At 52.3% G+C, this 20,871-nt stretch carries 11 protein-coding genes; 8 read left to right on the top strand and 3 right to left on the bottom strand.

Going from position 1 to position 20,871, the window contains the following annotated elements:
• Positions 1 to 545: 545 nt before the first annotated feature.
• From P40081_RS24875 to P40081_RS24865, 3 genes are all read left to right on the top strand, one after another.
• Positions 546 to 1,865, top strand: a complete 1,320-nt coding sequence (locus P40081_RS24875) for an ABC transporter substrate-binding protein (protein WP_042138914.1) — start codon at positions 546 to 548, stop codon at positions 1,863 to 1,865.
• A gap of 72 nt (positions 1,866 to 1,937) precedes the next feature.
• Entirely contained in the window at positions 1,938 to 2,816 is an 879-nt protein-coding gene (locus P40081_RS24870) for a carbohydrate ABC transporter permease (protein WP_042138913.1), read from the top strand.
• 15 nt (positions 2,817 to 2,831) lie between these two features.
• Complete coding sequence (locus tag P40081_RS24865; RefSeq protein WP_042138912.1) at positions 2,832 to 3,677, top strand: carbohydrate ABC transporter permease; 846 nt, start codon at positions 2,832 to 2,834, stop codon at positions 3,675 to 3,677.
• A 106-nt stretch (positions 3,678 to 3,783) separates the two neighbouring features.
• Here the strand turns inward: P40081_RS24865 and P40081_RS24860 are convergent, their stop codons facing one another.
• Positions 3,784 to 5,415: a helix-turn-helix domain-containing protein gene (locus P40081_RS24860; RefSeq protein ID WP_042138911.1), complete on the bottom strand. Its 1,632-nt coding sequence runs from the start codon at positions 5,413 to 5,415 to the stop codon at positions 3,784 to 3,786.
• A 568-nt stretch (positions 5,416 to 5,983) separates the two neighbouring features.
• Positions 5,984 to 7,762: a sensor histidine kinase gene (locus P40081_RS24855; RefSeq protein WP_042138910.1), complete on the bottom strand. Its 1,779-nt coding sequence runs from the start codon at positions 7,760 to 7,762 to the stop codon at positions 5,984 to 5,986.
• Positions 7,763 to 8,036: 274 nt separating this feature from the next.
• On the opposite strand from P40081_RS24855, the gene P40081_RS24850 reads away from it, so the two are divergent.
• The 4 genes from P40081_RS24850 to P40081_RS38675 all read left to right on the top strand — a co-directional run bounded on the left by P40081_RS24850 (position 8,037) and on the right by P40081_RS38675 (position 18,164).
• The gene (locus P40081_RS24850) at positions 8,037 to 9,380 is read left to right on the top strand and encodes an ABC transporter substrate-binding protein (RefSeq protein ID WP_042138909.1); all 1,344 of its coding nucleotides are present in this window, start codon (positions 8,037 to 8,039) and stop codon (positions 9,378 to 9,380) included.
• A gap of 169 nt (positions 9,381 to 9,549) precedes the next feature.
• Positions 9,550 to 10,440: a carbohydrate ABC transporter permease gene (locus P40081_RS24845; protein WP_231575186.1), complete on the top strand. Its 891-nt coding sequence runs from the start codon at positions 9,550 to 9,552 to the stop codon at positions 10,438 to 10,440.
• A gap of 15 nt (positions 10,441 to 10,455) precedes the next feature.
• The gene (locus P40081_RS24840) at positions 10,456 to 11,295 is read left to right on the top strand and encodes a carbohydrate ABC transporter permease (protein ID WP_081970085.1); all 840 of its coding nucleotides are present in this window, start codon (positions 10,456 to 10,458) and stop codon (positions 11,293 to 11,295) included.
• 152 nt (positions 11,296 to 11,447) lie between these two features.
• Positions 11,448 to 18,164, top strand: a complete 6,717-nt coding sequence (locus tag P40081_RS38675) for an S-layer homology domain-containing protein (protein WP_156118683.1) — start codon at positions 11,448 to 11,450, stop codon at positions 18,162 to 18,164.
• A 579-nt stretch (positions 18,165 to 18,743) separates the two neighbouring features.
• Here P40081_RS38675 and P40081_RS24830 read toward each other — a convergent pair.
• Positions 18,744 to 19,580 (bottom strand): helix-turn-helix domain-containing protein, encoded by an 837-nt coding sequence (locus tag P40081_RS24830; RefSeq protein ID WP_052421984.1) that lies wholly within the window; start codon positions 19,578 to 19,580, stop codon positions 18,744 to 18,746.
• Between the two features lie 121 nt (positions 19,581 to 19,701).
• Between P40081_RS24830 and P40081_RS24825 the strand changes: the two genes are divergently transcribed.
• Positions 19,702 to 20,844, top strand: coding sequence for a DUF2264 domain-containing protein (locus tag P40081_RS24825; RefSeq protein WP_042138908.1), 1,143 nt, complete (start codon positions 19,702 to 19,704; stop codon positions 20,842 to 20,844).
• Positions 20,845 to 20,871 lie beyond the last annotated feature (27 nt).

Below are 20,871 nucleotides of genomic sequence, written 5' to 3'. Positions count from 1 at the left end.
TGGCGTGTCAGTATTCATATGTTTCACGCTGAATGGATACCGCCCCTTGGAGGATGGTGTAGCCGTTTCCGCATGAAGGGGAGTTGTGATCTTACTCTAATGTGGATAAGATGCGCATGCCGTTCGGGATAGGTCGTAAGCCGCGTGAAGCGGACTGAGATTCCGTTATCTTGTTCATATGAGCCCGAAATGGGGTGTGATCGGCCCATTACCGGAATCTGAGTCCGCTCCATTGGCAGCCAGCTTATACAAAATTTCACCAGGGCTCCGCCAAAGTCCTGCCAAGGTTCCCGCCAGTCCCGGCAGTTCTGCCCAGGTTCCTGCCAGTCCCGCCAGTCCCGCCAGTCCCGCATACCAAGCACCCGCTCGCAGAAACAGCGCCGTCCTTATAGAAGAGGGCCAAGCCTCTGCTGCTTTTGTCCCGTTTTTTACGGGTAAGGCCCGTTTTATGCCTTAAGATAAGCGTTGCCGGGAAGCTATAATGTGAAAGTAGCAAGCAGATCAGAGTCTTAGGACAACATACTCGCATGAGGGGGATTCACATTATGAAAGTCCAGCACAAACGTTTAAGCGCACTAATGATAACGCTTTCCATGGCTTTACTGCTGTCTGCCTGCGGCGGCGGAAATACAGCTTCGGACAACACGCCTGCTGCGGACACAGCCGCAGAGGGAGGTACAGTCAAAATTAAGGTATACGCCCAGCATTTTGACGATGATACCAAAGGCCCTTTCGACTATGCGGTGGAAGAGCTGAAGAAGGAAATGCCTGAGGTTGAGATTGAGCTTGATCCTGCGGTGCAGGATGGCTATCAGAAGCTTAAAACTTACGCTGCTACAGGGAACATGCCGGATATTTACTTCACAGACTGGGCCACCCTGCAGACCTTTGCCAAATCGAAAAATGTAGAGCTTCTGGATGACTATGAGACTACTGCGGAGTACAAGAAAAATCTTAATCCGGGTGTAGAATCGCGCCTTGTCGCACCGGACGGCCATGTTTATGCCTATCCCGATACCGGCATCGAGTTCCAGCTGATCTATTATAACAAAACCATCTTCGATGAGGTTGGTATCGCCACACCGATCAAGACGATTGATGAGCTGGCAGCTGCCGCCGCGAAATTGAACGCAGCAGGGTATGTGCCCATGTCGATTTTCGCCAAGGAAAAGTGGATCAGCGCCGCCTTCTATAACGGACTCGTGACCCGTGAAGAGTCTCAGGGCTTCGGTGCACTGGGTGAACAGGGAATGACAGAGCTGTCGCAGCCGTTCGTTACCGCAGCGGAGCAGCTTGAACAGCTTCAGCAGGCCAAGCTCTTCGACGCCAACGCCACGAACACGAACTATGATCAGGCTTCCTCGCAGTTCTATCAAGCCAAGTCCGCGATGTTCGTGAACGGCCAATGGGAAATCTACAGCGCAGCGGAGAAGCTGGGCGACCAGGTGGACTGGATGTACTGGCCGGCCAAGGACGAAGCGACCTATGAAGCGTCCAAATATTATATTGATGGTGCAGGCTCACCGCAGGGCTATGCCGTATCTCCGGCTAGTGCCAACAAAGAAACGGCTGTCAAGGTAGCAGCATTCCTGGCAGCGAAATCAGCCGAATATAAATACACACAGCTGGGCAGCCCGATTATTTCACCAAAAACCGACAAGCCAATCGCTTCAGACGTGCCTGTCATGATGCAGCGGGTTGCCAATGAACTGCTGCCTAATGCCAAGGAATACGCGAAGCTGCTGAGCAATACACAAATTCAGAATGCGATTAATGACAACGCACAGAACATGCTGGTAGACGGATTCACTACAGATCAGTTCGTAGAGAATTTGAACCGTACGCTGGATAAGGAAAATAAATAGAGGGTAGCAGCCGGACTCTGTGGCCTTCGCCCCGGGGCCCGGCTGTAATGATGCAAGGAGGAGAAGAACCGCATGAATAAATACTTGGGAAACAAACCGGCGCTGGCGCTGTTTCTGCTCCCTGCCCTGTTGTTATACAGTGTCATCCTTATCTATCCGGTCCTGCAGACGGTCCTGCGGAGCTTCTACGACTGGGATGGGCTGAGTACGGCTGCCTTCACGGGTCTGGCTAATTACCGCGAGCTGTTCAGCGATCCGCTGTTATCCACTTCACTGAAGAACGGGCTGCTGTTCGCCATTGTGCTGGCCGTATTCCAGATTGGTCTGGGGACAATCCTGGCGCTCGTCTGTGCCAATCCGCAGATCCGCGGCCGCAAGCTGCTGAAGACGGCGTATTTCATCCCGGTAGTGCTGTCTGTTACTGTAGTGTGCCAGCTGTGGATTGCGATGTACGATCCGACGAACGGCCTGGTGAACAAGCTGTTCGAGCTGCTGAATATCCCTTACCGCCAGAACTGGCTTAGCTCACCGACCCAGTCTATTATTGCTATTGCTTTTGTCAATGCCTGGCAGTTCATGGGCTATCAGTTCTCCCTGCTGTATGCCGGAGTTAAGGCTGTGCCTGAGGATTACTTCGAGGCTGCTACGATTGACGGCTGCGGTAAATGGCGGGCCCACCTGCATGTAACACTGCCGCTGATGCGCGAGACCTTCAAATTCTGCTTCACCATCGCCATTACCTCCGGGATCGGGGCATTCGTGCAGATGCTAATTATGACCAATGGGGGTCCGGGGACCACCAATTATACGCTGACCTTCATGATTTACCGTTATGCTTTTATGGAGAGCAATTATGGATATGCCTGCGCAGTATCCGTTCTGCTTGTGATGATCTCACTTGTGGCTACGCTTGTCATTAACAAGGTATTCGACCGTGGACAGAACGCGTAAGGAAAGGAGAACGACATGAATTCAAAAACTACATTCCGGTCCATCGGCCAAATCCTGCTGCAAATACCGCTATGGCTGTATTTTATCGTATCCATTTATCCACTGTTCTGGATGATCTCCTATTCCCTGAAAAATAATGACGAAATCTTCGTGACCAATCCGTTCGGCTTCCCGACACACTTCCGTTTCGAGAACTACGTGAATGCCTGGACACAGTTCAATATTCCGCGGTATTTCATGAACAGCTTCGTCGTTTCTACCATCTCTACGCTGTGCATTCTTTTACTGGCGCTAATGTTCGCCTTCGCCGTGGCACGGATGCAGTGGAAATTCCGCTCGGCTGTCCGGACGTATATGATTGTCGGGATGTTCATGCCGCTGCAGGTCATTATGATTCCGCTGGCTATCCTGGTCCGCGACTTCCATCTGACCAACACCTTCGGCGCGCTCATTATCCCGTACATTGCTATTGGCCTTCCATTCTCCACGATGGTATTCTATGGTTTCCTGGTCAGCATTCCCCGGGAAATTGAAGAGGCAGCCTGTATTGATGGGGCGAGCATCTACCGCCTGTTCGGCGGGGTTATCCTGCCGCTGGCTCTGCCAGCCATCGCTACGATAGCCATCTTCCAGTTCCTGAACAACTGGAATGAATTCACTTTGGCGTACATTCTGATCTCGGACGAGAACATGAAGACACTGCCGCTCGGCCTGCTCTTCTTCCAGGGCTCATACAGCACCGACTGGGGAGCGATGGGAGCGGTAATGACCATTGCCTCGATTCCGATGGTGCTGGTCTATCTGCTGCTGAGTGAGCAGGTGGAGCGTGCCATGACCGTTGGGTCTGCGGTGAAGGGTTGATATTGATAATTGTATTATGTGAAAAAGAGCCTCAGGCTGCCGTGTAACGGCTGCTTGGGGCTCTTCGCATATATAGGCATCCGTCATCCGCCCAACCACGTTCAGCTCAATGACTCCGCACATCCTCCGTACCTGATTCGATCTGCTGCATGTAATCCCGGGGGGAGAGCCCGGTGACCTTCTTGAATACCTTGCTGAAGTAAAAGGCACTCTCGTAGCCGAGCTTCTGCGAGATCTCGTAGATCCGGCCTTCCCCGCGGATCATCATTTCCTTGGCGGCGGTGATTTTGATCTCTGTGATATACTCTACATAGTTCACCTTGGCGACCTTGGAGAACAGATGGCTCAGATAGTTGGGACTGAAATTGAACACATCCGCCACCTGATTGAGCGACAGCTTGCTGCCGAGATTTCTTTTGATATATTCCTGGACATTCTTCACGACCTGCTCCTTATAGCTCTGTCTGCGGGTGGAAAGAATGTTCGAGCATCCGTCCCGGAACTGGATCAGCCAGCCGGCGATTTCTTCTATAGTATGCATCTGATAAATGGCCCGGTAGCCCTCCGGCTCATTCTCAAATATCTGCTCCACAATGTTCTCCCCGTCCGCAAGCAGGGAAGTGGCCATATACAGGATATTGCAGGCGGCATCGGTGGCGGGGACCAGCAGGTCGGACCGGCCGTCGAAGATTTCGATCATTCTGGAGATAATGGTGTACAAGGCCCGGGTATCCATCTCTTCAAAAGCCCGGCGGATCTCCGAACGTGATTCGGAGAAATCGAACAGCAGATGCTCCTGCGCCAGTGCCTCGCCCTCTGTGAAGAAGACGAAGGAGCGCTCTTTAACCGCGGCCGGCAGCGCCTTCCGGGCGGCAAGATAGCTCTCCCGCAGCAGATACGGATCTTCGACGGCGAACCCGATGGCTCCAATGATCGTCACATTGAAGTAGTTGTGCAGCACGGAGGCCATGTCCCCAAGCAGCTTCTGGATGTCAGGCATCCAGAGCCGCGGATCGGTGCCCGGGACCGGCAGCGCCACGGCGAAATTGCGCAGATCCAGACTGGTTACATAACACGGGCTGACGGAAGAGAGCGTATCCTTAGCCATCTGTACGGTGCTGGAGCATAAGGCAACCAGCTTATCCCCGCGCGGCGGAACCGTATCCGGGCCCAGAATGCGGCAGGTGCAGACGAGATAGGCAGCCCCTGGCAAATCCAGGTCCAGATCCTCTTTCTGCAGGAGATACTGGTTCTTGTTCTCGAACAGGTTATTGAACAGGCGGATGAAGAATTTATCGCGCTGGGCCTGGATATTCCCGCGGTGGACCAGCTTCGGGTAGCTCTCCATCGCCTGGTAAGTCTCAAGTATGCCAATCGCTCTGCGGATGGATTCAGACAGCGCCTCCGGGGTCAGCTCCAGCTTGACCAGATAATCCGTGGCCTGCACTTCAATCGCTCCGCGGGCGTATTGGAATTCTTCATAGCTGGTCAGCATAATGAAAAGCGGCAGCCGGCCGTACTTTTTGCGTACCGAACCGGCTACCTCAAGACCGCTTTTAATCGGCATTTTGATATCGCTGATGACGATGTCCGGACGGAGCGTGTCGATCATCTCTTCTTCCTGTGCGCCGTTGTGGGCAATGCCGACAATCTCAATATTGAACTGCTCCCATTTCAGCATGGACTGCAGGCCGATACAGACCAGGGCTTCATCATCTGCGATTAATAATTTGATCACGTTCATCACATCCTTGCTAAGTTTGCTAAATATAAGAGTTTATATATGTCATATGATAACTGGGACGTCAAAGCTGTTACTCTTTGATGTAAACACCAGAATGGAATGATAGCAGTTGGATTTTCTCCACTTGCTGATGAGCGAGGGAGCCTTGCAATAACAGCAGTTGGATAAAAAGCACTTAAATGATCTCATTTCATTCAAAGTAGCTGAAACCTCAAGTAGTAGATGTCATTTTTCCACTTAATTGCCCCTAAACCTGCGAAATCGAACAATTAAGATGCATTTTTCCACTTGCTTGAGGGAACCGCTGGTTTCCGGCTCTTCAGTCAGCAGTCAGCTCTTAGTCAGCAGTCAGCTCTTAGTCAGCAGTCAGCTCTTAGTCAGCAGTCAGCTCTTCAGTCAGCTCCAGCCGCTAGTTCCCTAATCTACAGCAGCTCCCCAGCTTCACAGCCAGGGCGGTTCTGCTTAAGCATAGCAGCACTTTTATATACAGTTACTGTTACTGGGCAACGTCGAGCGGATAAGGTATAGTCCTAAAAGGGACTGTAACGCAGTTTGTACTTAGCTACTCTCTCTGCAGGAAGGGCAGGAGCAGCTTCATGATGGTATATTGTCCAAGTTCACTCTCAATAGACAAGCCGTAATTCCCGCCAAAAGCCAGCTGCAAACGTTCATTCACGCTGCGCAGTCCGACATTCTCCAGCATTCCCTTGGATTCGTCCTCAGGAACGGATAGAATTGTGGAGATTTGCTCTTCCTTCATGCCGACACCATTGTCTTCGATCATGACCAGGATATCGGCGAATCCGCTTTTGGAAACCGTGATGACAATATCGCCTCGGCCCTTGGGCTCAATGCCATGGAAGATCGCGTTCTCCACCAGCGGCTGAAGCGTGAAGCGCGGAATCAGGCCGGTGAGCAGCTCTTCATTCTCAATGTCTTTGACCATGGTGACCGTGCTGCCATAGCGGTATTTCTGTATCAGGAAATAGTCATCCAGCAGGCTTAGCTCATCCTTCAGCGGCATCAGCCGCCGGTTGTCCTTGGCAATACTGCGGAGGAGTCTGGACAAGGAGGTCGTCATCTCCGCAATGCCTGTAGCATTCTGGATCGTGGCCATCCATTTGATCGAATTCAGTGTATTGTAGAGGAAATGCGGATTGATCTGGCTCTGCAGCATCCGGTATTCCAGCTCCTGCTTCTGCTTTTCGTCCGCGAGCCGGCTGTCCATGAGGGCCACGATATCCTGAGACAGGCGGTTAATGCCGCGTCCGACGTCGCCAAGCTCGCTTTTCCACTCAATATTGCGGTCTATCAGGAAATTACCCTGGGCAATCTTATCGATGCGCTTCTTGAGCTTCTCCACCGGAAGACTGATTGTACGGGTCAAATACAGCGTAATGATAGCGCTTAAGACAATAACGAGCAGGACGACGCCAAGCATGACCAGAATCCAGATATTTGCCTTAGGTGCGAACAGGTCGTTCGAAAGAGTCTGCGATAGTATGACCCCGCTGCGTACTGGATAAGATACCACGATATGGCTTTCTTCATCGTTTGTCAGCTTGACCATGGACAGCTCGGTCTGCGGGCCGACAGGTTTTTCATTGGTATAGGCCACCGGTTCATACGGTTCCGTAATGGCGGTGACCTGGTCACCGATGAGCTGATAATGATGATTGCCGAGTGTCAGCAGCAGCCGGGAATTCTTCGGCAGGGTGTACCCTCTCAGCTTGTCGGTAATGACAGAGGTATTCGCTAACAGGTATACCGTCCCAACCCGGGTTGCCCCTTTGCCGTAAATCGGAAACACAAAGGGGATTCCATTCGAGGTGGAAAGCGGGTCCTTGATCACCCGGTCCCATTTCTCCTCGGCATCCTCGCTAAGGCCGGTAATCTGCCCGATATTGTGTATCGTAAGCGGAACGGAGGTGCCGGTTTTATCCACCTGCAGAAACTTTCCGTTGCTATCCGTAACAATCAGGCGGCGGGCGTAGCTGTTGGAGCGGTTGTTCAGGAATTCCTGCTGCATCGAGTTGAATACATTAACAGCTTGCTTAGGGCTTGCCTGCGGTGATCCGAAATATTCCGTAAGCAGGGTATTAGTAGAAGAGTTCGTACTGCAGGTCATGGCCAGGGCCGTCAGGTCAATCAGATCCTGTTCAATAATATGGGATACCAGCTGCAGGTTGAACTCGGTCGCCTGTATGGTTGTTTTGCGCTGATAATAAGTAATCAATTCATAGCTGAAAAAAGACAGCAGCGTAGCAATCAGCAGGGCGAATACGGCCATGAGCAGAATGATGCGGCTTTTAATAGTAGATTTTCTTACCGTAGTGAACACTCCCTTGTAAACTGTGAAAGCATATTAAGCGTTTTCATCTACCTTATCATATTCCTGCGTTTCAATACAGGGCAAGGAGTATAAGCTGAGAATTTTACATGTTTCGGATAGGATATTACAGGTTTAACCCGGACGAGGGGGAGAAGAGCACAGAAAAGTGAATGATCTGTGTTTGATATTGCATCCCAATCCCGCCTGAAAAGGCTTACACTTTGAACTAAGGCCGGATAAGCCGGTCGCCGCTAGAACAATAGAAGGAAAAGGGGATATTTAAATGAACTTAAAAAGATTCTATGGCATGACCCTTGCCACAGCGCTCTCCGTGAGCATGCTGGCCGGATGTTCCGGGAACAACGCCAATAATGAAGCTGCTGCAACAACCGCACCTGCGGCGGGTAACGCTGCAAACGCTTCCGCTGAACCGAGCCAGGAGCCTGTGACTCTGAAATGGGCACTGTGGGACTGGGAAGCAACCGCTTACTACAAACCGCTGATTGATGCCTATAAAGCTGCACATCCGAATGTAACGATTGAATACGTTGACCTTGGCTCCACGGACTATATGACCATGCTCAGCACACAGCTCTCCGGCGGTGCAGACCTGGACGTTCTTACCATTAAAGATATTCCCGGCTATTCGAACCTGGTGAAGCAGAATCATCTGGAGCCGCTTAAGAGCTACATGAGCACAAATTCCATTGATCCTTCCGTATACGGCGGTACTGTAGAGCAGATTGAAGTGGGCGGCGAGGTGTATGCGCTTCCTTTCCGCAGTGACTTCTGGGTGGTCTATTACAACAAAGCTTTGTTCGACAAAGCAGGAGTGGAATACCCGAGCAACGATATGACCTTCGACCAATATGATGAGCTGGCCCGCAAGATGACCTCCGGCAGCGGTTCCGAAAAAGTATACGGTGCCCACTACCACACTTGGCGGAGCGCGGTTCAACTGTTTGGGATTCTTGACGGCAAGAACACAGTGGTCGGCGGCAACTATGACTTCCTGAAGCCTACCTATGAGCGGATTCTGAAAGAGCAGGAAGACGGTATCGTGATGGATTACGCTACATTGAAGACTTCCAGCACGCATTATTCCGGCGTATTCTACAACAACTCCGTTGCCATGATGAACATGGGCAGCTGGTTCATTGCCACCCAGATCGAGAAAGTGAAGAGCGGCGAATCCCAATCGACAGAATGGGGCATTGTGAAATACCCTCATCCTGACGGTGTAGAAGCCGGTACAACTCTGGGTACGATTACTTCCCTGGCTGTAAACCAGAAATCCAAGCACAAAGAAGCCGCACTGGAGTTCATGAACTTCGTAACCGGTGAAGAAGGCGCGAAGGTTATTGCTTCTACCGGAACCATTCCGGCCATCAAGAACGATGAAGTTATCAATTCCATTACTTCCATCGACGGTTTCCCTGCAGACGAGAACAGTAAGGCTGCACTAAATACTGTTCAGACTTATCTGGAAATGCCTATACATGAAAAGAGTGCAGATATCGAGGTTATCCTGAATGAAGCCCACGATAACATCATGACGAAGAACGCTTCGATTGATGAAGGCCTGAAGGATATGAACAAACGTGTAGGAGAGCTCTTGAACAATTAACCGTTCTGAGTAGGGCGGTGGATATAAGGGCGGGCGAAGGCCCGCCTTTTATAAAATATAAGAATCTATCTGCTTCGCATAATAGATTTGGGAAAGCTTTAGAAGGTTTGGAGGAGAAACAATGCAGAACGAAACCATATTGCATACAAATAAGAGCCCAAAAAGACGTATGTCAAGAGGGGTTAAAGATAACCTGATTGCCTACAGCTTCATTGCGCCGAACTTTATCGGATTTGCCCTGTTTACACTGGTACCCATGATATTTGCCTTTGTCCTTGCGTTTGTGAAATGGGACGGGGCCAATCCGATGAAGTTCATCGGGCTGGACAATTTCACCCGGCTGCTCAAAGATTCAACCTTCCACAAAGCCTTGTGGAACACCATTGTCTACACCATCGGAGTTGTACCGCTGACCATGATTGTGGCGCTGGCGCTGGCCATTCTGCTGAACCAGAAGATTATGGGCCGTAATTTCATGAGAACCGTGTTCTTCTTCCCTTATGTGGCCTCCCTGGTAGCCGTTGCGGCGGTATGGAACTTCATTTTCAGTCCTACCATGGGTCCGATCAACAACATTCTGCATACCATTACCGGTATCCCGCTGGAGGATCTTCCCCGCTGGGCGGCAGATAAACAGTGGGCCATGTTTACCGTAGTTCTTTTCACAGTGTGGAAAAATATGGGTTATTACATGGTCATCTATCTGGCAGGACTCCAGGGAATTAACCCTGAGCTCTATGAGGCTGCTGAGCTGGACGGCGCAGGCCCGTGGAGAAGATTCCGCAATGTCACCGTGCCACAGCTGGCACCTACAACCTTCTTTGTACTGATGATTCTGGTCATTAACTCGTTCAAGGTCTACGATATCTTTATCAACCTATTTGCCGGCGCCGATAACCAGCTCAACGACTCTACGAGGGTTATGGTCTATCAAATCTACAATACGGCATTCCGTTCACTTGATTACGGATATGCCAGCGCAATGGCGATTGTACTCTTTCTGCTGGTACTTGGCATCACCATCGTCCAGTTCCGCGGCGAGAAGAAATACGGACAATAGGAGGATTCAAAAGATATGGTTGGAAAAAGTAAAGGACTTAGAATCAGCCTTATGGTTCTTGTGTATATTTTGTTGTTTGCGACCGTGCTGGCGATGCTGGTTCCATATATATGGATGCTGTCCTCCTCGCTCAAGCTTAACAAGGATGTCTTCTCCTTCCCGATGCAGTGGATTCCGGCGAATCCGCGCTGGGAGAATTTCACGGATATCTGGACGCGGATTCCGCTCGGACGGTTTATTTTTAACACTGCGAAATTATCGATTATCGTAACGATTCTGCAATTGCTGACTTCAAGCTTCGCGGCCTATGCGTTCTCGAAGCTGCATTTCCGGGGCAAGAACTTTATCTTCCTGGGATATATCGCAACGATTGCGATCCCTTGGCAGGCCTACATGGTGCCGCAGTTCATCCTGATGCGTTACATGGGACTGAACAATACCCACCTGGCGATCATTCTGCTGCAGGCGTTCTCGGCATTCGGTGTGTTCATGATGCGCCAGTTCTATCAGGGAGTACCTGATGAATTGTGTGAAGCCGCCCGGATCGACGGACTCAGTGAATACGGCATCTGGGCAAGAATCATGCTGCCGCTGTCCAAGCCGGCGTTGTCCACACTCACCATCTTCACCTTCGTTGCCACCTGGAATGACTTCCTGGGGCCGATGATTTATCTGACAGATACGAAGCTTAAGACCATTCAGATCGGTCTGCGGATGTTCATCTCGCAATATTCTGCGGAGTACGGGCTGATCATGGCAGCAAGTGTAGTTTCTATCATTCCGGTAGTGATTGTATTCCTGGCCCTGCAGAAGTACTTCGTGCAAGGTGTTGCAGCGTCGGGGATTAAAGGCTAGAACAAGTAACGCGCCTGGCAGTTGCATCTTTTCGTGGCTGCCGGGTTTTTTATAACCAATCATGGAGGTAAGGCAAAGGTCTGTCCAAGAAAATATTCTTCTAACAACGCAATGGATACGATTACTTATTTGAACAAGAGGAGGATGAATGAATGAACAGCACAACCCGTGTCAAGAAAAGGCTATTCTCAGTATTGATGTCAGGAGCACTTGTAGCCGGAATGTTTCCGGCACTAGGTATGCCGGCAGCATCTGCTGCTACTGTAAATACGGTCTATGCAGCGGCCTATATGGGAGCAAAGACAACGGCAGGTACGACTCTGCCGGCAAGCGTTGATGTTGGCGGCCAGACTGCGGCTGTGAACTGGAGCATCGGCGAAGACACCTTCGATGTGCCGTATGACACCGTAACCGTGAACGGAACCGCGAACGGCGGGCCGGTGGTGGCGAATGTGGAAGTGATTCCGCCGGCTGATAGTCCGCTCGTCTACTTCGTGGACAGCGGCAGAGGCGGCGATTCCTTGGGGAATCCTCCTGGAGCCTCGCCCCTGTACGAAGCGGTCAAAATATTATCCGGCGGCAGCCTGCTTAACGGGTTACCGGATCAGAAATATGTCAGCGGAACAACGGAATGGGGCTTCGATGATACCGGCAATAAGGTAAAGAACTCCAAAGACGGGGGACTTGCCGATCCGGCGACGGAACCGTCCATATGGAAGGTTGGCCTGCGGGCAGATCCGTCCGGCAATCATATCGTTTATAAATTGAAAGCGCTTAATGCGGGCACTTATACACTCAGCAGCGGTTTCTATGAATGGTACTCCGGCACGCGTAACCGCGGGATAGAGCCGCGCCTGGAGTATAAGAATACCGCCGGGGACAGCAAGACGATCACGTTCACGCAATTTGACACCTCTACGACCAAGTTTATTTCCGGTGAATTCACCATTCCCGGAGATATTGATGTCAGCAGTCCTATGACTTTGACCTATGCTTCAGTATCCGGGGAGAAGCCGATCCTGAGCTGGTTCGCTGTTGCCGAAGGTGCGATCAAGCAAGAGCTTGATGATGCCCGGCAGACCGCAGCTTCTACGGTCAAAGTTCTGCTCGACGGCAACGATATTAAGGAAGACAATGTTAACGGCCTGACGTTCAAAGGCTTCGGCGTGCTGAGCGGCAACAGTACCAGCGCCTTGCTGATGGACTATAAGTCTGAGCAGCCAGAGGCTTATGCGCAGCTGCTGCAGGTCCTGTTCGGCGGCGACCGTCCGCTGATCGACCATGTCAAGATTGAGATGGGGAATGACCGCAACAACTCTACAGGTCCCGACCCTTCGACGATGCGTACGGAGAATGAAGAGGCCAATGTAACCCGGCATCCCGGCTTCCAGCTTGCGGCTGATGCCAAGGCCATCAATCCTGCGGTTAAGGTAAGCTTCCTGCGCTGGAATGCTCCAGCCTGGGCCAATAATAACAACGATAAAATTTATACATGGTACAAAAATACGATTCTGGCCGCTTACCGTGAATACGGTTATATGGTGGATTACGTCAATCCCGATGTCAATGAGCATGCATCAGATTTGAACTGGATCAAGCAATACAGCGCCAAGGTTAAAGCGGATACTGTAGGCTTCGAGAGCACTGAGGAGGAAGCGCTGTATCACAACATCAAGCTGATTATTTCCGACGAGGTCGGAATCGGCACCTTCGGCGATGCTATGGTCAGCGATCTTTCGCTGCGGGAGGCGGTAACGGCCGCCGGATATCATTACAACACCGATGATGACAGCAAAGGCAACTTCAAACGGCTGGCCGAAGAATTCGACAAGGAAATCTGGAACAGTGAGGCGCAGGCAACCTTCAGCAACTCGGCCTTCCGCCCGAACAACAATATGAAGGACCCGTCAGCGGCCGGAACGGGGATCGGCGGCACCGGCGGTCCGCTGGAAATGGGCAATACCATCATTAAGGGCTTCGTGAATTCCCGCCGGACACACTTCATCTACCAGCCGGCGATCGGCTCTTTCTATGAAGGCGGACAGTATTCCTTCAAGGAGCTGGTCAGCGCGCGGGACCCGTGGTCGGGCTTCATACACTATGACGCAGGGCTGGTTATTCTCCAGCATTTCAACGGGTTCGCCAAGACGGGCTGGGAGAATGGGGATAATACAGCAGGAGTCTGGAGAGCGGTGCCCAAGGCCAGCTACACCGGAGCATCCGGCACGAACCCGGTCAGCGGACGGAACGGGACTCCGAGCTACATGACACTTGCTGCTCCGGGCAAGCAGGATTTCTCGACAGTCATTATCAATGACAGCGAGTATGAGAAGATCTACAAGCTTCAGGCGGTGAACATGGGCTATACAGGAAGCCCTTCCCTGGAAGTATGGGAGACCCGTGCCGCGGATGAGGGTCAGGCTTTTAACAGCAATTATATGAAATATCTAGGCGATGCGGCTGCAGACGGCAGCGGTGTATACACGGTGAGAGTGAAGCCGTTCTCGATTGTAACTGTAAGCACGCTGGATAACCACGCCACAGCGGAGTCGCCAGCAGCCCTTCCGGTTGAGGGAGAGCGTACAGTGCTGGATACCGATGCAACAGGTTCCGTGCAGAATACGGAAGACGGAATTCTGTATGCGGATGACTTCAATTACGGCAGCAAAACCGTTCCCGTCATTGGCAAAGACGGAGTGATTGCCGGCGAGCAGAGCTATGTCAGCTCCCGCGGCGGTGAGCAGAGCGTCATTCCGCGTTATACCCAGGACCTTAACGGAGCCTTCGAGGGGTATCGTATCGGCGATACGGATAATTATGTCCTGCGCCAGCAGCTGGACCAGATTACAACAGGAGTTGGCGGTGCCTGGAACGGCGGAGACCCGGTCACAGCAATCGGTGATAACCGCTGGACCAACTATAAGGTCAGTGCCGATGTGTCTTTTGAGCAGAACAGCACTTACAGCGGCAACAATTACGCAGCAGTCGGAGCCCGCTATCAGGGCGGGTCACAGACGCTAAGCGGAACGCCATACGCACTGAAGTTCTGGTTCGACGGCGGCTGGCAGCTGCTGTCCAGCGGTACTGTTGTCGCCAGCGGCAATGCCGCTACAGGCACCGGCGGTGTGAAGCTTGAGGGTTACGATACCGCACATAACGCATGGCATAACATTGCTCTTCAGGTTGCAGGTGATAGAATCACTGCCTATCTGGATAATGTTGAGCTTACAACCTATACGGACCCGAATCCGAAGCTGTCAGGACGTGTACAGCTGGCAAGCGGCTTCTATCATGTCCGCTTCGATAATCTGAAGGTGGAGAAGGTAGACGGCTATACTCCTTATTATTCAGAGCTGCTGGATAATCTGGAGATGTACGATCTGGCTGCGGTTCCGCAATCCAAGCTGGTTTACGAGGGTGCATGGACCCATGAGAATGGCAAAGGGATGTATGTGTACCAGCGTTCCCTTTCGACCAGTCAGGCTGCGGGTGCGGTACTGAAATACACATTTACCGGCACCGGACTCGATATTCTGGGCCAGAACGACGGCTCAGCCAAGCTGGAAGCGAGCGTGGACGGCCGGACTGTAGTGCTCTCGGGCGCTGCTGCAGCATCGAAGGAGCTGTACCAGACCTTCATGCTCCGCGGGCTGGAATACGGAGAGCACACGGTCCAGATCAAGGTGCTGAGCGGGACATTAGCTGTGGATTCTGTTGGGGTTATCGCCGTTGGAGCTGCAGGTAACGTGAACACTGCTGCGCTTCAGCAGGCCGTGAAGGACGCGCAGGAAATCACACGGCAGGATGTATTCCCGGAGAATGACTGGAAGTTATTCTCAGATGCGCTAGGTGCAGCTGAGGCAGCACTGAATAATCCCGTGCTGTACAGATTGGATCAGGAAGGAGCAGCGCAGCTGGAAGCGCGATTGACATCTGCCTATATCGGGCTGGTTGTAGGCGATGTGAGGGAACTTGCCGCTCCTCAGGATACGGCTACTTATGCCGGGAAGAAGCCTAACCTGCCGGCCAAGCTGGAAGCAACGCGCGCTGACGGCAGCAAGGTGCAGGTGGCTGTGAAATGGAATGTAGACGCAGTCAGCTTCGACACTCCATATGAGCGGGTAGCTGTAACCGGTACTTTCGGAAATTTGAAGACAATAGCGTATGTGGAAGTGGTGCCTGCTGGTCTCGTATATTTCCTGGACCCTGGTGTCTCCGCTGACGGGGTAACACCGCCATTTACAACCATCAGGAATTTCGTCGGGGACAGCCTGCTGAATGACAAGGCGGATCAGTTGTCGACAGGGGATACGGTCTGGGGACATACCAACATTACGGCTAACTACAGTCCAAAGGGACTTGGCGGAGCAGTAGTTGCTACAGACAAAGCCCAGACTGGAGTATACAGCTCCAATACGAAGAATACACCTCTGGTCTACAAGCTGCCTCTGAATGCAGGGAAATATACGATTACGTCCTATCATCTGGACTGGTGGAGCAACAGCAGCCGGACGATGGATGTTACACTTAGCTATTCTGATGCTGAGGGGAAAGCCGTATCTGAGAAGGTTCGTACCGGCCTGGTTGCAGGTTCTGCGGGTACGGCGGTCAATCATGACTTCACGCTGCCAGTGAGCGGTACCGTGACCTATTCAGTGTACAATACGTTCAGTCAGGCTGCAGTAATCAGCTATGTAGCTGTAGCTAGAGATAAGGTTAGCGTTGCCAATGAGCAGGCAGTCAATGAAGCCAAGAGCATTATTGAAGGCGCAGCCTACAATGTAGGGAAGGAAACGGCAAACAGCGAAGAGGCTGTTCAGGCCTGGCTGGAGCAGACCATCGGCGGTTTGCCCGGCTTCAGTGAAACCGGGGTTACCATGGGTGACATTACCTTGTCACCTTTCCAGCAAGCAACAGACGACAAGGATGGCAGCTTCACCTTCTCGGTTACGCTGAGCAAGGGAGAGGCGAAGGCGGATAGCTCGGCCAGCGGAGCAATTACGCTGCCGGTACCGGATACCGATCTGCCGGTGATTACCCTGAATGGCGAGGCGAGAGTTAATCTGCCGGTTGGCTCGGAATATACGGATGCCGGTGCAACGGCTGCTGATGATCAGGACGGCGATATAACTGGCCGTATCGTTACAACAGTGACCAGTGAAGTATACGGCCTGACAGAGCTGGATACGGCGGTAGAGGATATTTATACCTTCCATTATAATGTCAGTGATACCGCAGGGAATGCAGCGGAGGAAGTAACAAGAACCGTAGTGGTTGCCATTGATCCGGATGTAACGAAGCCGGTGATAACCCTGCTTGGAGAAGCATCCGTTCAACTGGAGAATGGCGCAAGCTATACCGATGCCGGAGCTACTGCGGCAGATGACCGCGACGGCGACATTACGGAGCGCATCGTGGCGGCGATTACGAAGGATGGGGAGTCAGTATTGACGCTGGATACATCGGCAGCTGGCACCTATTTGTACCATTATAATGTGACGGATACAGCAGGCAACGCAGCTGCTGAGGTGACCCGAACGGTGACTGTAGGCGAAGCAGAACAGCCGCCGGTGACACCAACACCTACGCCGACGCCGGAACCGGAGCCGACAACTGCACCAACGGCAACACCGGCCCCTACGGATGCGCCAGTGTCTACGGTAGCACCAACACCAGCGGCTACGCCGTCACCGGCGCCGCAGCCGCAGACCGAGAAGGTTCTTGCCCCTGGTGATTTCGCGGCTCCGGCAGGCGGGACAATAACGGTTCAGCTCACGGATGCTACAGAATCCGTGCTGCTTCCGGCAGGAATATCAGGATTTACAGGAGAGAATACCCTGCGTCTCGCCTGGAGTACGGTTGCGGTCGACCTGACACCGGAAGTGCTGCAGAGCATTCAGGAGAAGGTTGCGGGTGTAGGAGGACAACCGGAGGGGGCGAGAATTAAGCTTTCAGCCGTGAAGACTGCGAAGGCTGCTGCGGAGCAGCTGATGAACAATCCGGCTGTCAACGGTTCCGTTCAGCTGTCGGCAGCAAGTGATGTAATCAGCTTCAGCCTGGAGGTAGTTGCTGCGGACGGCACGGCCGTGCCGGTAACCGCTTTTGACAAGCCGCTGACCCTTACATTCACTGTAGATCCTAATGCGAACCGCAGCCTGCTCGGCGTCTACTATATTGCTGCCAGCGGTGCCCTTGAATACATGGGCGGAACACTGGCTGACGGTAAGTTTACTGCCGATGTACAGCATTTCAGCCAGTATGCAGTGCTGGAGTATGACAAGAGCTTCTCGGATGTCAGCAGCAGCAGCTGGGCGGCCGGTGTCATTAAGTCCATGGCTGCGAAGCATATTATCGAAGGCATTTCGGCTACAGAATTCAATCCGCAAGGGGAAGTAACCAGGGCGCAATTCGCCGCTATGATTACACGGGCGCTTGGCCTTAAGGCGGGAAGTACACCGGCATTTGCTGATGTGAATTCCAAATCCTGGTATGCCGGAGCTGTTGCCGCTGTAAATGAAGCGGGGATTGTGCTTGGACGCAGCAAGGATGCCTTCGCTCCGGATGAGCGCATTACCCGTGAGGAAATGGCGGTCATGATCGTCCGCGCTTATGAGTATTTGCAGGGAAGCCAGGCAAGCAATGCAAGCAATGCAAGCAATGCAAGCAATGCAAGCAATGCAAGCCAGGATATAGCTGCAGGAGCGTTCAGTGACTACGCCCTGATTCATGACTGGGCGAAGAACGCAGCCGGCATCGCCGGACAGGCGGGGTTGATCAAGGGCCGCGGCAATCAGCAATTCGCTCCGCAGGAGAGCATGACCCGCGCCGAGAGTGCGCAAGTCATCGCTAATCTGCTGGGAGATTTGTAAGAGGTACTCAAAGAACCTGGCAGCTGCGGGAAGCGGGCTGTCAGGTTTTTTATACGAATGTGAAATTTGCCCTCAATTTCTAGACACCCCTGGATTAGAGGGATAAATCCATCAGATTCGGCCTGATTGGCCGGAAATGAGGAAATCAGAGGGATAAATCCCACTAAAACCACCGGAAGTGGGCAGAACGAGGAAATCAGAGGGATAAATCCCACTGAATCCACCGGAAGTGGGCAGAACGAGGATATTAGAGGGATAAATCCCTCTAAATCCACCGGAAGTGGGCAGAACGAGGAAATCAGAGGGATAAATCCCACTAAATCCACCGGAAATGGGCAGAACGAAGATATTAGAGGGATAAATCCCTCTAAATCCACTGGAAGTGGGCAGAACGAGGAAATCAAAGGGATAAATCCCTCTAAATCCACCGGAAGTGGGCAGAACGAGGAAATCAGAGGGATAAATCCCTCTAAATCCACTGGAAGTGGGCAGAACGAGGATATTAGAGGGATAAATCCCTCTAATTCCGCCAGCCAGCGTACCCTTAGTTCAATAGAGCGCTCCGTCATAAGGGGGGCCTCAGCTTTTTTTACCATATTTGCCGGGCGGGATGCCGGTGATGTTCTTGAAGGTGCGGATGAAGTTGGCGTAGTCATTGAAGCCGGACAGGTAGCAGGTATCGGATACGGAGTTTCCGGCGGCCAAGAGCTGCTTGGATAAGGCGATTTTTTTGAGCAGGACATAACGGTATATGGTTCCCCCGGTCTGCTGCTTGAAAAGGTGGCTCAGATAGTATTTATTGACGTTCAGTTCTCCGGCTATATGCTCCAGGGACAGATTAAGATGCAGGTGGTTGTCGATATAACTCATGGCTAATTGTATATGCGAAGAAATAATGCTGGGCACAGCGGAACGGGTCCGGCTGTACAGCTCATTGACGATCACCAGAATTTGAATCAGGTAAGTCAGAGCCAGCACTTCGCTGCCGTATTGCTCACTCTCCAGTGCCACAATCAGAAGTGAAGCTAGTGTCATATACTCGGTAAGCAGCGGCTCATCCATGTGGGCCAGATTATGCTCACCGGGCTGACGGTTCTGGAAACAGGCGAGCAGATTGGTGGTGGCTGTGCAGAAAGGATAGATAAGCGGCGCCTTGAAATGAATCGTCAACCGTTCGTAAGGCTCCGGGGACAAATTGATGATTTTGTGAATCTCGTGATTGTTGAACAGGAGCACATTGCCCCGCTCCAGCGGATAGCTGTACTGGTCGACGAATCCGTTCACACTCCCGCCGAGAAACAGGAAGATTTCGTAGTGGTCATGAATATGGAAATCCCTTGTCGGTGAGATTGGGGAATTGCCGATACCAGCCAGAATATCGCCGTTGAATGTTTGATGATAACGGGCATGTTTCATAGTCATTGCCCCTTTCAGATTGATAGCAACAAACGCAATAAAACATCATTATTCGCAAAGACATTGCAATAATACCACACTACACTAGAGAAGAAGAATACCTGAAAGGGTGGAATTGTAGATGAAGGGTAAGGAACAGCGAAAATACTGGCTGGATACGATGCTGCTGATCGGGGGACCGGTGCTGGAGGCTTTAGCGAAGCGGCAGCTGAAAGAGCAGCTGCCTACGGAGTTTCATAGTGACCGGAGCCGGTTTGCCCATCTGGAAGCTTTTGCGAGACTGGCCTGCGGGATGGCCCCCTGGCTGGAGCTTGAAGGACTTGAAGGAGAAGAAGAACAGCTTAGAGCCCGTTATGCCGCGCTGATGCTGGAGGCTATCGGTGCAGCTGTCGATCCGCAGTCGCCTGACTATATGGAGTTCAAGACGGAAGGGCAGCCGCTGGTCGATGCCGCCTTCCTGGCCCACGCGCTGGTGCGCGCACCGAAAGCGATTACAGGCCGGCTGGATGAGCGGGTCAAAGGCCATTTAATTGCAGCGCTGAAGCAGACGCGCCGGACGGCTCCAAGCGGCAGCAACTGGCTGCTGTTCAGTGCAATGGTGGAAGCGGCTTTATATATACTGGGCGATGCCGACTATGACCGGATGCGTGTCGGTTATGCGGTTCATATGTTCATGGACTGGTATAAGGGCGATGGTGTCTACGGGGATGGCAAGGATTTTCACTGGGATTATTACAACAGCTTCGTGATCCAGCCGATGCTGGTTGATGTCGTGGCCATCTTTGAACAGGAGTCGGAGCAATATGCTGCACTTAAGCCGGTGATTATGGAACGGGCACAGAGATATGCCTCAGTGCTTGAACGCAGCATTGCACCGGACGGCACCTATCCGTTCCTCGGGCGCTCGATTGTGTACCGTTTCGGTGCGTTTCAGCTGCTGTCGCAGGCGGCGCTGCAGCATTTCCTGGAGGAGGCACTGCCTCCGGCACAGGTACGCTGCGCTTTGACTGCCGTGATAGAGCGGATCATGAATGCTCCGGGTACGCTGGATGAGAAAGGCTGGCTGCGGCCGGGGATCTATGGCTATCAGCCGGAGCTTGCGGAGAGCTACATCAATACGGGCAGCCTCTATTTATGCGCTGCCGTATTCCTTCCGCTGGGGCTGCTTCCGTCCGATCCCTTCTGGTCGGGAGAAGAGCTGAAATGGACTGCGCTGAGGATAGCAGACGGTGAGAATGTCATGCGGGATCATGCGCTGGAATAGCGGGTGTTCAGCCGCTTTAACGATTAT

Origin of the sequence: Paenibacillus sp. FSL P4-0081 (assembly GCF_000758565.1) — a bacterium.
GTDB lineage: Bacteria > Bacillota > Bacilli > Paenibacillales > Paenibacillaceae > Paenibacillus_AQ > Paenibacillus_AQ phytohabitans.
The sequence above is the reverse complement of the archived record's forward strand: the minus strand, read 5'-3'. Positions and strand labels throughout refer to the sequence as shown.

Excerpts from the sequence above, each read along its gene's own strand:
- P40081_RS24875 (WP_042138914.1), top strand. The coding sequence starts at position 546 with ATGAAAGTCCAGCACAAACGTTTAAGCGCACTAATGATAACGCTTTCC.
- P40081_RS24870 (WP_042138913.1), top strand. The coding sequence starts at position 1,938 with ATGAATAAATACTTGGGAAACAAACCGGCGCTGGCGCTGTTTCTGCTC.
- P40081_RS24865 (WP_042138912.1), top strand. The coding sequence starts at position 2,832 with ATGAATTCAAAAACTACATTCCGGTCCATCGGCCAAATCCTGCTGCAA.
- P40081_RS24850 (WP_042138909.1), top strand. The coding sequence starts at position 8,037 with ATGAACTTAAAAAGATTCTATGGCATGACCCTTGCCACAGCGCTCTCC.
- P40081_RS24845 (WP_231575186.1), top strand. The coding sequence starts at position 9,550 with ATGTCAAGAGGGGTTAAAGATAACCTGATTGCCTACAGCTTCATTGCG.
- P40081_RS24840 (WP_081970085.1), top strand. The coding sequence starts at position 10,456 with ATGGTTGGAAAAAGTAAAGGACTTAGAATCAGCCTTATGGTTCTTGTG.
- P40081_RS38675 (WP_156118683.1), top strand. The coding sequence starts at position 11,448 with ATGAACAGCACAACCCGTGTCAAGAAAAGGCTATTCTCAGTATTGATG.
- P40081_RS24830 (WP_052421984.1), bottom strand. The coding sequence starts at position 19,580 with ATGAAACATGCCCGTTATCATCAAACATTCAACGGCGATATTCTGGCT.
- P40081_RS24825 (WP_042138908.1), top strand. The coding sequence starts at position 19,702 with ATGAAGGGTAAGGAACAGCGAAAATACTGGCTGGATACGATGCTGCTG.